The 14,570-nt window shown below is 51.6% G+C and carries 14 protein-coding genes; 6 read left to right on the top strand and 8 right to left on the bottom strand.

Annotation, left to right across the window (positions count from 1 at the left end; genetic code table 11):
* Position 1 precedes the first annotated feature (1 nt).
* Complete coding sequence (minC, locus tag RW65_RS10020; protein ID WP_039056580.1) at positions 2-697, bottom strand: septum site-determining protein MinC; 696 nt, start codon at positions 695-697, stop codon at positions 2-4.
* Positions 698-818: 121 nt separating this feature from the next.
* Between minC and RW65_RS10015 the strand changes: the two genes are divergently transcribed.
* From RW65_RS10015 to ycgN, 3 genes are all read left to right on the top strand, one after another.
* The gene (locus tag RW65_RS10015; RefSeq protein ID WP_039056579.1) at positions 819-1,094 is read left to right on the top strand and encodes a YcgL domain-containing protein; all 276 of its coding nucleotides are present in this window, start codon (positions 819-821) and stop codon (positions 1,092-1,094) included.
* 147 nt (positions 1,095-1,241) lie between these two features.
* Positions 1,242-1,901, top strand: coding sequence for a fumarylacetoacetate hydrolase family protein (locus RW65_RS10010; protein WP_039056578.1), 660 nt, complete (start codon positions 1,242-1,244; stop codon positions 1,899-1,901).
* A gap of 92 nt (positions 1,902-1,993) precedes the next feature.
* Complete coding sequence (gene ycgN / locus RW65_RS10005) at positions 1,994-2,440, top strand: cysteine cluster protein YcgN (protein ID WP_039056720.1); 447 nt, start codon at positions 1,994-1,996, stop codon at positions 2,438-2,440.
* Between the two features lie 84 nt (positions 2,441-2,524).
* On the opposite strand, the gene RW65_RS10000 is transcribed toward ycgN, so the two are convergent.
* The 4 genes from RW65_RS10000 to dsbB all read right to left on the bottom strand — a co-directional run bounded on the left by RW65_RS10000 (position 2,525) and on the right by dsbB (position 6,459).
* Positions 2,525-3,589 carry a ChuX/HutX family heme-like substrate-binding protein gene (locus RW65_RS10000; RefSeq protein ID WP_197058883.1) on the bottom strand — a complete coding sequence of 355 codons (1,065 nt, stop codon included), beginning with the start codon at positions 3,587-3,589 and terminating at the stop codon, positions 2,525-2,527.
* A gap of 5 nt (positions 3,590-3,594) precedes the next feature.
* A complete protein-coding gene (hemN, locus tag RW65_RS09995) occupies positions 3,595-4,989 on the bottom strand; it encodes an oxygen-independent coproporphyrinogen III oxidase (RefSeq protein ID WP_039056577.1) in 1,395 nt (464 codons plus the stop codon).
* Positions 4,970-5,518: an NAD(P)H-binding protein gene (locus tag RW65_RS21405; protein ID WP_052250298.1), complete on the bottom strand. Its 549-nt coding sequence runs from the start codon at positions 5,516-5,518 to the stop codon at positions 4,970-4,972. Before RW65_RS21405 ends, hemN begins: the two co-directional genes overlap by 20 nt.
* Before the next feature lie 410 nt (positions 5,519-5,928).
* The gene (dsbB, locus tag RW65_RS09985; RefSeq protein WP_039056576.1) at positions 5,929-6,459 is read right to left on the bottom strand and encodes a disulfide bond formation protein DsbB; all 531 of its coding nucleotides are present in this window, start codon (positions 6,457-6,459) and stop codon (positions 5,929-5,931) included.
* A gap of 329 nt (positions 6,460-6,788) precedes the next feature.
* Here dsbB and fadR point away from each other — a divergent pair, with 329 nt between their 5' ends.
* Entirely contained in the window at positions 6,789-7,508 is a 720-nt protein-coding gene (gene fadR, locus RW65_RS09980) for a fatty acid metabolism transcriptional regulator FadR (RefSeq protein ID WP_039056575.1), read from the top strand.
* Between the two features lie 36 nt (positions 7,509-7,544).
* On the opposite strand, the gene RW65_RS09975 is transcribed toward fadR, so the two are convergent.
* Positions 7,545-9,077 carry a SpoVR family protein gene (locus RW65_RS09975; protein ID WP_039056574.1) on the bottom strand — a complete coding sequence of 511 codons (1,533 nt, stop codon included), beginning with the start codon at positions 9,075-9,077 and terminating at the stop codon, positions 7,545-7,547.
* A 277-nt stretch (positions 9,078-9,354) separates the two neighbouring features.
* On the opposite strand from RW65_RS09975, the gene RW65_RS09970 reads away from it, so the two are divergent.
* A complete protein-coding gene (locus tag RW65_RS09970; protein WP_353598751.1) occupies positions 9,355-10,695 on the top strand; it encodes a D-amino acid dehydrogenase in 1,341 nt (446 codons plus the stop codon).
* Between the two features lie 18 nt (positions 10,696-10,713).
* Positions 10,714-11,784, top strand: a complete 1,071-nt coding sequence (gene dadX / locus RW65_RS09965) for a catabolic alanine racemase DadX (protein ID WP_039056572.1) — start codon at positions 10,714-10,716, stop codon at positions 11,782-11,784.
* Between the two features lie 15 nt (positions 11,785-11,799).
* On the opposite strand, the gene RW65_RS09960 is transcribed toward dadX, so the two are convergent.
* Both RW65_RS09960 and ldcA read right to left on the bottom strand, forming a co-directional pair.
* Positions 11,800-13,533: a potassium/proton antiporter gene (locus tag RW65_RS09960; protein ID WP_039056571.1), complete on the bottom strand. Its 1,734-nt coding sequence runs from the start codon at positions 13,531-13,533 to the stop codon at positions 11,800-11,802.
* Positions 13,534-13,653: 120 nt separating this feature from the next.
* Positions 13,654-14,565 carry a muramoyltetrapeptide carboxypeptidase gene (ldcA, locus tag RW65_RS09955; protein ID WP_039056570.1) on the bottom strand — a complete coding sequence of 304 codons (912 nt, stop codon included), beginning with the start codon at positions 14,563-14,565 and terminating at the stop codon, positions 13,654-13,656.
* Positions 14,566-14,570 lie beyond the last annotated feature (5 nt).

The following is a 14,570-nucleotide window of genomic DNA, read 5'->3' as shown; positions in this document are numbered from 1 at the left end:
CTTAATTTAAGGGTTGAATTGTCAAAGCGTCGTTAGCCAACTGCAAACGTGCCGCTTTGCCATAAAATTCGGCCGGGATTTTATCGCTCAGCCAGTACTCTCCCGCAATAGAGACCAGCTCCGGCGTGAGATGAGAACAGAATATTTGCGCTTCTTTATCACCGCTGGCGCCTGCCAGCGCGCGCCCGCGCATCATGCCATAAACATGAATATTGCCATCGGCGATAAGCTCCGCGCCGGCGCTAACGTGGCTGGTGACAATCAAATCGCAGTGTGGCGCATAGACGCGCTGGCCGGAACGCACCGGTGTATCAATAAGGCGCGTTTTAGTTACCGGCGCTGCAACGGCGACGGGCGCCGGTTCCGGCGCGGCGTTGCGCGGGGTTTTATCTTTACCTTCCGCCAGCAATGGAAGGCCCGCACGTTCAATCTCTGCCTTTAGCGTCGCATCTTTACAGCCGCTGATGCCGACGACGCGCAGGCCCGTTGCAGATATCGTATTTAAAAGCGCAGACCAGTTAACAGCGCCTTCCAGCGCGGAAACGTTGACAACAACCGGTGCGTGCTGCAAAAAAGCGGGAGCCTGTGCGATTTTGTCTTCTAACGCCTGACGAATAACCTCGGGTTTTGCATCATGCAAGTGAACCACTGATAAGGTAAAACTACTGCCTTTTAGCTCGATGGGCGTATTTGACATCCTGACCTTACTCGTTTTGCTATTATCACCCGCATCTGAGTGATATTCCGAAGACTACCGGGCATGTTATAGTCACTATTATTTCCAGGCAAGTCACCTCCAGATAATTCCGAGTAAAAGTATGTTTTGTGTGATCTATCGAAGTTCCCGCCGCGATCAGACTTATCTCTATGTCGAAAAAAGAGACGATTTTTCTCGCGTGCCCGAAGCACTAATGCAAAGTTTTGGTCAGCCGCAGCTGGCGATGATTTTACCCCTTGACGGGCGTAAAAAATTAGTCGGTGCGGATTTAGAAAAAGTGAAAGCAGCGCTGGTGGCCCAGGGCTATTATTTACAACTGCCGCCGCCGCAAGAGAATTTATTGAAACACCATCTGGCCGAACAAGATAAACAGTAATCGGCCGCCATCGCGGCGGGTCAGCCCGCCGTTTCATTTCAGCCTGCGCTAATGTAATGCTAAAACATCCGGCTATTTGACAAACCGCCGGACGGCATGGATAGTCATTTTTCGCTCATCTTCAATGTGTTACCGGAGGTCGAATAAATGTATCAGCATCATAACTGGCAGGGCGCGCTGCTGGATTTCCCGGTGAGTAAAGTGGTTTGCGTTGGCAGTAACTATGCAAAACATATCAAAGAGATGGGGAGCGCAACCCCACAAGAACCGGTCCTGTTTATCAAACCGGAAACCGCGCTGTGCGACCTTCGCCAGCCGCTGGTGCTGCCGCAAGATTATGGTTCGGTGCATCATGAAGTGGAACTGGCGGTACTGATCGGTGCAACGCTGCGCCAGGCGACGGAAGAGCATGTCGAAAAGGCGATTGCCGGATATGGCGTGGCCCTCGATCTGACCCTGCGCGATCTGCAAGGTCAGTTGAAAAAAGCCGGACAGCCGTGGGAGAAAGCGAAAGGCTTCGATAATTCGTGTCCGATCTCAGGTTTTATCCCGGTTGCGGAATTCAGCGGTGACCCGCAGAGCACCGCGCTGGCGTTGAAAATCAATGGCGAAGTTCGCCAGCAGGGCAATACCGCGGATATGCTGCATAAAATTATCCCGCTGATAGCCTACATGAGCCGCTACTTTACCCTTAAAGCGGGCGATGTGATCCTGACCGGCACGCCGGAAGGGGTAGGGCCGCTGCACTCTGGCGATGAGCTGGAAGTGAGCTTTGATAGCCTCTCGTTAACCACCCGCGTGCTGTAACACAGTTTGCCGCCTTTTCTGGCGGCAAAACTTGCATCCGCCTGCCAGACTGGTTATAAGGTGCACCCAGGCATTTAATGACGGACTTCATCATGAGCGACACTCCTTTCTGGCAAAGCAAAACCCTCGACCAAATGACGGATGCGGAGTGGGAGTCGCTGTGTGACGGCTGCGGGCAGTGCTGCTTGCATAAGCTGATGGATGAAGACACCGACGAAATCTACTTCACCAACGTTGCCTGTCGTCAGTTAAATATTAAAACCTGTCAATGTCGCAACTATGAACGCCGTTTCGATTATGAGCCAGATTGCATCAAACTGACGCGCGAAAACCTGCCTACTTTCGAATGGCTGCCGCCAAGCTGCGCTTACCGTCTGCTGGCGGAAGGCAAATCGTTACCTGTATGGCATCCACTGCGCACAGGTTCAAAAGCGGCGATGCACGCCGAGCGGATTTCGGTGCGCCATATCGCGGTGAAAGAGTCTGAAGTGCGCGACTGGCAGGAGCATATCCTCAATAAGCCGGAATGGGCGGACTAAGGCCTGACGCCACGCCAGGGCTCACCGATTTTAAGGCGAGCCGCTACTTTTAACGGCTCGCGTTATTGACGATATGCGCGGTTATTATTTAACGCCACGGACAATTTTTCGCCAGCTCTCTCTTTCCGGCTCGCCCTCATTTCTTTGCCCATAGATCTGAATCATCTGCTCACCGTTTTTATCGAACACCTCTAAGCTCGTTACTTCGCCCACGAGGCCCGGTTTGGTCACAATCCAGCATTCATCGATCTCTTTTTGCGCGATATGCAGCTTATTGTCATGGCTAAAGACATTTAACCACTCGACGGTATAAAAAATACGGCCAATTAGCCCGGTATAGATCTGCACACAACCGGCATTGGCAATAAAAATGGTCAACTCTTCGTTACTCTCTTTCGCCGCATGGAGGATATCTGTCAGTGATGAATTGCTCACTTTGCGGGCCAAATCGTCGCCCACACTGCGGAAAATCTGCTGCCGGCTAAGGTTGTACTTATACATAAGTAAATAAAAATCATGCACCTCTTTCATATTTCGCCAGTCACGATCGACCTCTGCAGCGACCTCTGGCGATACCGGATCATTGCTGACCACGGGCGTTGTTGCGCTTTCAAATACGGCGGGTGATTGATTTTCACTGATATACTTCGCCAACAGCGAGTCCAGCACCTGCATATCTGATTCGTCCGTCAGGTAAATTTTACATACTGCACAGCCTGTTTTATCGAATACCTGGAAAGATTTCTGCAGGTGATTACGTCTTATTTGCTCGAGATAGAAAACGGTGTACCAGTGGCTAAAGAAGATGCGCAAATCCAGTGCTCTTGGGTTTAATACCAGCCCGGCTTGCGCGCTAATGTCGAGTTTTTTGTAGCCATTTAAATGTTGATGGGTAAAAACGCCTTCCTGAATACTGATGGCATGAGTATTGCGCGTAATACATTTCACCTTACCGAGAAATTCAAGATCGGCGATAAACGCTTTAATATCATCAATCTTGAGTATTTTAGCATCCTGGGAAAGTCTCTGATTGGTCAGTTCACCCTCCGTCATGCTATGATTTTTAGCGACGTTGGCTGCATAATCATTTTCAAGCTCAGCGATAATTGTCTCGTTTGTCATCATAAAGTCCTCTTTTTGCGTAAACACATCCATTAGATAGCCGATGAAAATCTGCAGAAATTTTGCTTATTGGTGGTCCGCACATCAAATACTGAGCAGATGTTGCGCAGAAAAATATCGCCATCATTCGTGACATCAAAATGGCTGCCGGTAATATTAATAAGACCATCTTCTTCAAAGTCGTGAAGTAGTGCTAATTCACGCTGAAAATGGTGCTGATAATGAGAGGCTGTGAGCACATTCTGTAAATCGACCTGCTTATAGCAAAGAAGGTTATGAATAACAGACCATGTGACTTTCTCGCGTCGATCGGCGATAGCGACTTTTGCAACGGGAGATTTCTTTTGTTCCGTTGCGCGGTAATAATCCACTCTGCGTTGAGTATTCTGGAAATAGCTCCCGGCGAAATGACTGATAGACGAAACACCTAACCCTAAAACATCTGCAGAATAAGCGATATCATAGCCAAGGAAATTCCTCAGCAAACGCTTCTCTTTTACCGCCAGAAAGAGAGGGTCTCTTTCGAGAACAAAATGATCCCCGCCAATTAAATGATATCCGTGATGTTGTAAAAAATTTTTAGTATTACAAAACATCATCAGTTGCTCATTTTCTTCAGGGAAGGGGTATTTATCCAGCTCACGTTGCGCAGGAAAAATAGCAGGGCGATGTTCGTATTTTGTTACCGTCACGCGGGAAATATCCATTGCAACGGCTGCCTGAAGATTCTCGGTAACGCTTTCTACGGTTTGTAGGGGTAGCCCATAAAACAGGTCAATATTGATAGAATTAAAACCGTATGCAGATGCAGTATCAATGACAGAGCGTATCTGCTCCTTAGACTGAACTTTGTTTATCACCCTTTGCACATTGTCATGAAAATCCTGCACGCCAACGCTAATTCTGCTAAACCCGCATTTACTAAAAAGAACGATTTGTCCAGCTGTGGTGGTAAGGGGATCGACTTCGAGAGAAAACACCGTATCGCAGGTCAGCGTAAAATGGTTATACAAAGCAGAGATTAATTTGACTATCAGGTGTTCGCTGAGAAAATTTGGACAGCCGCCGCCTAAGTGCACGCGTTCAATGCGCTTGTTATATAACAGGGGTTTATATATTACCATTTCATCGATCAGGCGATCGATGTACTCTACCGCCTCTCGTCTGTCTTGCGCGACTTCCTCGTGGCAACCACAATGAAAACAGAGCGTCCGGCAAAAGGGAATATGGATATAAATTGATGCACTTTCCTGCCGCGAGGCATAAATTAATTCGGCGGCGTTAACATTCTGTGCATTATGGCTATCAGCAAAAGTGGGATAAGCGAAATAGCCGGGGGCACTATAAGCGTATTTTTTGGCAAGCTTACTCAGCTTGTCAATGCTTTCGCTGTGAGTGAATTGCGCACTATCTTTCTGTGTACACATAGACAATATCCCCCTGATTCCAGTCGAAGCGGATAATATCAAGAATAATTTTCACAAAGCATTGTCGGCTGACATAGCCAGAGGGTAACGTTTTGTCACGTGTAACAACTGCTTTTCCCTCGATATGCTTATCCGATAAGCCAACGGGACGGATAATATTCCAGTTAACATAACTTAATTGTAACCACGCTTCTGACAGCGTCTTGTATTTCACTTTCTCACCAAAAACATTTTTAGCCATGTCAGAAATGTAAGGCCATGAATCGCCGCAGCCAAAAGAGGTAACCAGCAGGAATTTTTGGCTGGGGTCCTCAATTAATGATATCAGTGATATATTTTGCGCTAACGAGTCTAACGTTCCGCCCCGAAAAGAGATAATGACATCCGCATGGCGAATGGCCTCTTTGAGCTCGTCCCGATCGCAGGTAATGACATCCTCGTATGTTCTGCATGATATACTTTCATCGAATGCCTGGCGAATTAACTCCTGACCCAGTCTCGACCCATGTCCTATAACCAATATCTCCATTGGTGTCTCCTTTCTCGCTAAAAAGCTATCGCTCCTTAAAATAAACCTACACCAGCATTAAAAAACTACTTAATGATCATTGTGTGCAATTTAACCCGGATCTCATTTTAACAAAATGTTGCAATATTAGTTTATTATTAACAGCGTACTGCAGCGCAATAATTAGGATATTATTACTTTTAAACAGCAGTGGAATATTTGCGTTTCGACATTCGCTTAGATTATAAAAATAAAAACCACTGCTCGCAAAGCCAGTGTAAGGTAAATAAAATTGCTACTGATTATCTTCACAGCGCCGCATTATAGGTAAACAGCAGATGGATATAAAAAGGAGTGATTACGCGGTGGCGGGAACAAAAAAGCCAGTCAGTGGATCAACTGACTGGCTTTATTACGGGTAGAGCGCAAGGTTAGCGACCGAACAGATCGCGTTTTTTCGGTTTGACAAACTGGGCAATCAGAACCAGCAGCGCCACAGCGAAATAGGCAACAAAAATGCCCAATAACCACTGGGGCATTTCCAGCGTCAGGAATGACCACTGGCGCTCGGCGCAGTCGCCAGAGGCGACAAATACCTGCGGAAGCCATTTATCCAGCGGCAGCCAGCTCGGAAAACGCGCGGCGAAATCGCAGGTTGCAAACGGCGAAGGGTGCAGTTGGATTGTCGTGTGTTCCCAGGCCAGCTGGATGCCGCGATAAGCGCTATAGATCCAGATAACGAGGGCGACATAACGTAACGGCGTTTTTGGCGCAATGGCGCCGACGATCCCGGCCCCCATGACGCCAAACAGCGCGCTGCGCTCATAAATGCACAGCACGCAGGGTTTCAACAGCATAACGTGCTGGAACCACAATGCGACCATTTCAAGGGCAAACGCTGTCAGGGCCATTAAAAGCCAGGCACCGCGCCCGCGCGAGCACTCATTTAAATATCGCAACATAATCATTTCCCTGGGAGATGCGTAGACCAAGCAGTGTAAACGAAATCATTCGCGAGGCCACTAGCGGCCAAAAAAATAATGCGTAATCGAATGTTTAGCCTGCGAAAAGTCAAATCAGATAACAAATAACTGCTTTTTGAATAACAAATCCCATACATGACGCGCTGTGGAGGTTTCGCTTGAAAGAGCTGGCGCTTTTACGAAAAAGCGTCGTGAATTGCCCAAAATGGATCTTCGATCCCCTTTTTTCTTCATGAGGCACGCTATCTGCTCCGGGGACGGTCTGGTATGATGAGTGCCAAGCTTAGCTGTGTAATGGAAATCTCTCTATGGTCATTAAGGCGCAGAGCCCGGCGGGTTTCGCGGAAGAGTACATCATCGAAAGTATCTGGAATAGTCGCTTCCCGCCCGGGTCGATTCTTCCGGCCGAACGCGAACTCTCTGAACTGATTGGCGTCACTCGTACCACATTGCGTGAAGTATTGCAGCGCCTGGCCCGGGACGGCTGGCTGACTATTCAGCACGGCAAGCCAACTAAAGTGAACAATTTCTGGGAAACCTCCGGCCTTAACATTCTGGAAACCCTGGCGCGTCTCGATCACGAAAGTGTTCCGCAACTGATTGATAATCTGCTGTCGGTGCGTACCAATATCTCCACCATCTTTATTCGCACCGCGTTTCGTCAACACCCGCAAGACGCGCTCAACGTGCTGGCCAGCGCGAAGCAGGTTGAAGATCACGCCGATGCTTTTGCGGAGCTCGATTACAATATTTTCCGTGGCCTGGCTTTCGCGTCCGGTAACCCCATTTACGGCCTGATCCTCAACGGCATGAAAGGGCTCTATACGCGCATTGGCCGTCACTACTTCTCAAGCCCCGAAGCCCGCAGCCTGGCGCTCGGTTTCTACCATCAGCTGGCGCACATCTGCGAACACGCGCAGCATGATAAAGTCTATGAGCTGGTACGCTGCTACGGTCGCGATAGCGGTGAGATCTGGCATCGCATGCAGAAAACGATGCCGGGTGATTTGGCGTTACAGAGCCGATAAGCAAAGAAAAACCCCTCTTATATGAGGGGTTCGTCATTACAGGCTGTTAGGGCGGGGCGGGCAGCGCTCCAGTAACTCCACGCTACCATCTTCGTTCTGCTGCTCCAGCATCACATCAAACCCCCACAGACGATGCACATGTTTCAGCACTTCGCGGCGGCCCTTATCCAGCGGCGCGCGGTTATGTGGGATATAGCGCAGCGTCAGGGAACGATCGCCGCGCAAGTCCACGTTCCACACCTGAATATTCGGTTCAAGGTTACTGAGATTATATTGCGACGACAGTTTTGAGCGGATCTCGCGATAGCCCTCTTCATTATGAATAGCGGCAATCTCCAGATAATTATTCCGATCGTCATCCAGCACGGTGAAGAAACGAAAATCACGCATAATCTTCGGCGACATAAACTGGCTGATAAAGCTCTCGTCTTTAAAATCGCGCATCGCAAAATGCAGGGTTTCCAGCCAGTCTGAACCGGCGATATCCGGGAACCAGTAGCGGTCTTCCTCCGTTGGCGACTGGCAAATGCGCTTAATATCCTGGAACATCGCAAAGCCCAGCGCGTAAGGGTTAATGCCGCTGTACCACGGGCTGTTATAGGGCGGTTGAAACACAACGTTGGTATGACTGTGCAAAAACTCCAGCATAAAGCGGTCGGTGACTTTGCCTTCGTCATACAGATGATTAAGGATGGTGTAGTGCCAGAAAGTGGCCCAGCCTTCATTCATCACCTGGGTCTGTTTTTGCGGATAGAAATACTGGCTTACCTTACGCACGATGCGCAGGATCTCACGCTGCCACGACTCCAGCAGCGGCGCGTTTTTTTCCATAAAGTAGAGCAGGTTTTCCTGCGGCTCGGCAGGGTAGCGGCGCGCCTCGGCGATGGTGCGTTCTTCCTCGCGTTTGGGCAACGTTCGCCACAGCATATTCACCTGGCTTTGCAGATACTCTTCGCGACTCTTCTGCCGCGCTTTCTCCTCCTGCAAGGAGATCTTCTGCGGGCGTTTGTAGCGATCCACGCCGTAGTTCATCAACGCATGACAGGAATCGAGCAGCTTTTCCACTTCAACCACACCGTAACGCTCTTCACAATCGGTGATGTATTTACGCGCGAAAATCAGGTAATCGACGATAGAGCTGGCATCGGTCCAGCTGCGGAACAGATAGTTATTTTTGAAGAAAGAGTTATGTCCGTAACAGGCGTGCGCCATGACCAGCGCCTGCATAGTAATAGTATTCTCTTCCATCAGATAAGCGATACAGGGGTTTGAGTTGATGACAATCTCGTAGGCCAGCCCCTGCTGCCCATGTTTATACAGCCGTTCAGTCTCGATAAATTTCTTACCAAACGACCAGTGAGGGTAATTAATCGGCATGCCGACGCTGGAGTAAGCATCCATCATCTGCTCTGAGGTGATCACTTCGATTTGATGCGGATAGGTATCCAGCCGATAGAGTTTCGCCACCCGGTCGATCTCCGCCAGATACTCATCCAGCAGTTCGAACGTCCAGTCGGGTCCATCGCTCAGACGAATAGAATCCTTATTCATTGAGTCAATCGTAGCCATTAGCGCGCCCTCGTTGTTAACAACACTCTCTGTATGGAGCGTCTCATTTCAAGCATAGATCACGCAATTAAAACCGTGATTGCGCCTGAAATAATTCTTCGCGATTTTTCCTCATATCAGCGGCGTAAATCGCGCACCTCACAAAACATTATGCTGCGGCCAAAAGTCGCGCAGCAGGAGATGCTGAATAGCATAAACCCTTGTCATACGGCGAAGCTGTGAGGCAGCTCACCATAAAAAAGCCATATGTTGAATAATATTTTCATCTGAGTTATCAATTTGTAATCAGACGATCGTGCTTTACTCACAGGAGAGGGTTATGCGAGTTGTTGTATTGGGAAGTGGCGTAGTCGGCGTGACCAGTGCCTGGTATTTACGTCAGGCCGGACATGACGTGACGGTGATCGATCGCCAGCCGGGCCCGGCGCAGGAGACCAGCGCCGGTAATGCCGGGCAGATCTCTCCGGGCTATGCCGCGCCCTGGGCCGCACCAGGGGTGCCGCTTAAAGCGATAAAATGGATGTTCCAGCGTCACGCCCCCCTCGCTATCAGCCTTGATGGCACCTCATCGCAGCTCAAGTGGATGTGGCAGATGCTGCGCAACTGCGATACGCGCCACTATATGGAAAACAAAGGCCGGATGGTGCGTCTTGCGGAATATAGCCGCGACTGTCTGAAGCTGCTGCGTGAAACCACCGGCATTCAGTATGAAGGACGGCAGGGGGGGACTCTGCAACTGTTTCGCACTGCCGAACAGTACGAAAACGCGACCCGTGATATTGCGGTATTGCAGGATGCCGGTGTGCCTTATCAGCTACTGGAATCGGCACGCCTGGCGGAAGTGGAGCCTGCGCTGGCGGAAGTAGCGCATAAGCTAACGGGCGGGCTGCGTCTGCCGAATGACGAAACCGGCGACTGCCAGCTGTTTACCCAGCAACTGGCGCAGATGGCGGAGCAAGCTGGCGTCATCTTCCGCTTCAACACCCCGGTCGATCGTCTGTTGTACGAAGGCGAGAAAATCTATGGTGTGAAATGCGGCGAAGAGGTGATTAAAGCCGATGCCTATGTGATGGCGTTTGGCTCCTGGTCGACCAGCTTATTAAAAGGCATCGTTGATATCCCGGTTTATCCGCTAAAAGGCTATTCGCTGACCATTCCCATTGCGCAAGAAGATGGCGCGCCGGTTTCCACTATTCTTGATGAAACCTACAAGATTGCTATTACCCGCTTTGATAACCGTATTCGCGTCGGCGGCATGGCGGAAATTGTCGGCTTCAATACCGAGCTGCTCAAACCGCGCCGCGAAACGCTGGAGATGGTGGTACGCGATCTCTTCCCGCGCGGCGGGTTTGTTGAACAGGCGACGTTCTGGACCGGCTTGCGCCCGATGACGCCGGACGGTACGCCGGTGGTGGGACGCACGCCCTATAAAAATCTGTGGCTGAATACCGGTCACGGCACGCTCGGCTGGACCATGGCCTGCGGTTCCGGCCAGTTACTAAGCGATCTGATGTCCGGCAGCACACCGGCAATTGCCGCCGATGATTTAAGCGTGGCGCGTTACTTGCCTGGCTTCATACCGGCGCGTGCCCAGCATTTACACGGTGCTCATAATTAACCGTAATAAGGAACAGTAATGTCTCGTCCGGTTCTCGCCACGCTTGATTTAGCGGCGCTCGGCAATAACTTGCAGGTGGTGCGCCGCGCGGCCCCTGCGGCAAAAGTCTGGTCGGTGGTAAAGGCGAACGCGTACGGTCACGGGCTGGATCGCATCTGGCGCGCCCTGAGCAGCACCGATGGTTTTGCCTTACTCAACATTGAAGAGGCGATTTTGCTGCGCGAACGCGGCTGGAAAGGGCCGATTCTGATGCTGGAAGGTTTTTTTCATGCCGATGAACTGCCGCTGTTTGACAAGTACCGCCTGACTACCAGCCTGCATAGTAACTGGCAGATCAAAGTATTGCAGGATGCGCATCTGCAAGCACCGCTGGATGTTTACCTGAAAATCAACAGCGGCATGAACCGTCTTGGTTTTATGCCGGAACATATTCACTCCGTCTGGCAGAAGCTCCAAGGGTTGACCAACGTGGCGACGGTGACGCTGATGTCCCACTTTGCCGAAGCGGAGCGGGCAGAGGGGATTGCCAGGCCGCTGGCGCGCATAGAGTTGGCCGCTGAAGGAATAGAGGCGCCGCGTTCGCTGGCCAACTCTGCCGCAACGTTATGGCATCCAAAAAGCCATTTTGACTGGGTGCGACCCGGCATTGTGCTGTACGGCGCTTCACCTTCTGGCTTATGGCAGGATGTCGCCAACAGTGGGATCCGCCCGGTAATGACCCTGCGCAGCGAAATTATTGCCATTCAGACGCTAAAAGCCGGTGAAACGGTGGGCTACGGCTGTCGTTATTGCGCGCAAGGGGAGCAGCGGATTGGCGTGGTGGCCTGTGGCTACGCCGATGGTTATCCGCGCATCGCTCCCTCAGGTACGCCGGTGCTGGTGGACGGCGTGAGGACCACGGTTGTCGGGGCAGTATCAATGGATATGCTAACCGTCGACTTAACGCCGTGCCCGCAGGCGGGCATTGGCGCACCGGTAGAACTTTGGGGCAACGAGATTAAAATTGATGACGTGGCGGCGGCGGCCGGTACCGTAGGGTATGAATTGATGTGCGCGCTGGCACCGCGCGTGCCGGTTGTGACGTTGTAACTTATTGTGAGGCGGTTATTCCGCCTCTTCTCCTGCGACGCGAACGCCCACTTTTATAATCGCGTTATCGGCTTTCTCTGCCACCGTCCAAATCATCCCGGCAAATTCCACCTGGTCACCGACCACGGGTGCGGCACCCAGCAATTGCTGCACAATCTCACCCAGCGTTTGCTGATTCTCGCGATACTCCAGCCCATCTTCAAGGCCATAAATCAGCGCCACATCGGCAAACCGGGCACTGGCTTCAAGAATAAAGTCACCGAAGAAGCGCTGATCCAGCGACACCGGCGGCGATTGGCTAAACAGTTTCCCTAGCGCAGGCAGATCGCTTTCACGGCCAATCACGCACAGCACGTCGCCCTCGCGCAGTCGGGTGCTACCGGTGGGGTGCAGCAGGTCGTTATCACGAAACAGCGCGGCAATGCGCGTATCCGTCGGCATATGTAAATCACGCAGCGCCGCGCCGACGCACCATTTATCAGCGCTGAGCTGATAAACAAATTGCTCAAACGGGTTTTCCGGATGGATATCCAGCCCCATGCGCGAAACCGGCCAGCCAACGGGCGGTACCACGACTTTCGCTTTCTTCGCGGCCCAGGAGAGGGAAGAGCCCTGAAACAGCAGCGAAATTAACACCACGAAAAAGGCGACGTTAAAGAACAGCCGCGCATTATCCAGCCCCGCCATCATTGGAAAAGTGGCGAGGATAATCGGCACCGCGCCGCGCAGACCCACCCAGCTGATAAAGACGCGTTCGCGAAGATTAAAGCCGCGAAACGGCAGCAGACTGACGAAGACGGAAAGCGGACGGGCAATAAAAATCATCCATGCGGAGAGTATCAGCGCCGAAATGGCAATCGGCCACAAATCAGACGGTGTCACTAACAGCCCCAGCACCAGGAACATGGCGATCTGTGCCAGCCAGGCGAGGCCATCGAAGTTTTGCAAAATACCGTAACGGTTACGGATCGGGCGATTGCCAAGCACAAACCCGCAGAGATACACCGCCAGAATGCCGCTGCCGTGTAGGGCGGTAGTGGCAGAGAACACCAAAATCCCGCCGCTCAGAGCCAGTAATGGATACAGCCCCGCCGGGAGCGAGATACGGTTAATCATCTGCTGCAGCAGATAGCCGCCCGCGCCGCCCAACAGCACGCCTAAGCCAAATTCGCGAATAATGTGCGCAAGGAACATGATATCGAGGCTGGCTTCGCGCTTTTGAATCATCTCAATCAGCGTAATGGTAAGAAACACCGCCATCGGATCGTTACTGCCGGATTCAATCTCCAGCGTCGAGCCGACACGCTCGTTCAGGCCTTTACCGCCCAGTAGAGAAAATACCGCCGCCGCATCGGTGGAACCCACAATCGCACCAATTAGAAAACCGTCGATCAGGTTGAGCTTAAACAGCCAGGCGGCCATCATGCCGGTAAGGCCGGAGGTAATCAGCACACCAATGGTGGCAAGGGAGAGCGCAGGGCCGAGGGCGACGCGAAACGAACTGGCGCGGGTACGCATTCCGCCATCAAGTAAAATAATCGCCAGTGCGAGGTTACTGACCATATAGGCGAAAGGGTAGTTATCGAAAGGAATACCGCCAATACCGTCAATACCGGCCAGCATACCGATCGCAAGGAAGATAACCAGAATAGGAATACCAAGGCGCGATGAAAAAGAACTCAATAAAATACTGCAGGTTACAAGAACTGAACCCAACATAAACAGTCTGATTATCGCCTCAGCGTCCAATGTTCTGCTTCTCCTTCATTTTCACCGTGAGAATACCGGTAGCCTGTACCACCGGGTTTATTACCGCGTCCTATAATAGCGACAGAATCAAGGATTTAATAAGGACATTAAGCGCTTTTTTTACCTTAATATCGTGGGATGACCGGAAAGGGTCAATTGTGACTTTTCAGCATGTTGCAAGCGGGCCGTTGCGCCAAGAGGCAGGGTGACCGTCTGCGGTTCATGACCAAACGCCAGCCCGCTTATCACCGGGATACCCACCTGCGTACGAAGATAATCAATCATCTTAGTAAGATTGTAGCCCGCATCGTAATCATTCGGCAGGGCATGGGAAAAGCTGCCGAGAATCAGCGCCCGCTGCTGTGTCAGAATCCCGCTGTGTACAAGCTGCATTAGCATGCGTTCCACGCGGTAGGGATGCTCGTTAATGTCCTCAACCACCAGAATGCCGCCCGCTATCGAAGGCAGCCAGGGTGTGCCGATAAGCGAGGTTAACATCGCCAGATTGCCACCCCAAATCGTTCCGCTGACATCACACTGCGGGCCTTCGCCGTGCCATTCAATGGTAAAGGTGGGATTGCTGATAGCGCGCCAGAAATGGTCGAGGGTAAACTCATCCAGCACTTCGGCACCAAAATTCCCCGCCAGCATCGGCCCGCTAAAGGTCATCACGTTCCCGCTCGCCAGCAGACCCAACTGAATCACAGTAAAATCGCTATGACCGCAAATCAGCAGCGGCTGCTGCTGCTGGCGCGCCACCAGCGCTTGCCAGTCGATAGCATTGAGTAGACGACCTGCGCCGTAGCCCCCGCGCACCGGCATGACAATAACATTCTCACCCGCAAGCTGCGCCAGCCCGTTGATATCCGCCAGACGCTCCTCGTCGTGCCCGGCAAAACGCTCAAAGCGCCGGGCAATCACCTGCTGGTTAACAACCTGGTGGCCTTGCTGCGTGAGTCTGGCAACGCCAAGCGCCGCTGCGTGCTGGTTTATGCAATAGCCGGAAGGGGCAATCAAGTGGAAGGTGGACATGGCAT

Origin of the sequence: Enterobacter sp. Bisph1 (assembly GCF_000814905.1) — a bacterium.
GTDB lineage: Bacteria > Pseudomonadota > Gammaproteobacteria > Enterobacterales > Enterobacteriaceae > Kosakonia.
This window is presented reverse-complemented; position numbering and strand designations above follow the sequence as displayed.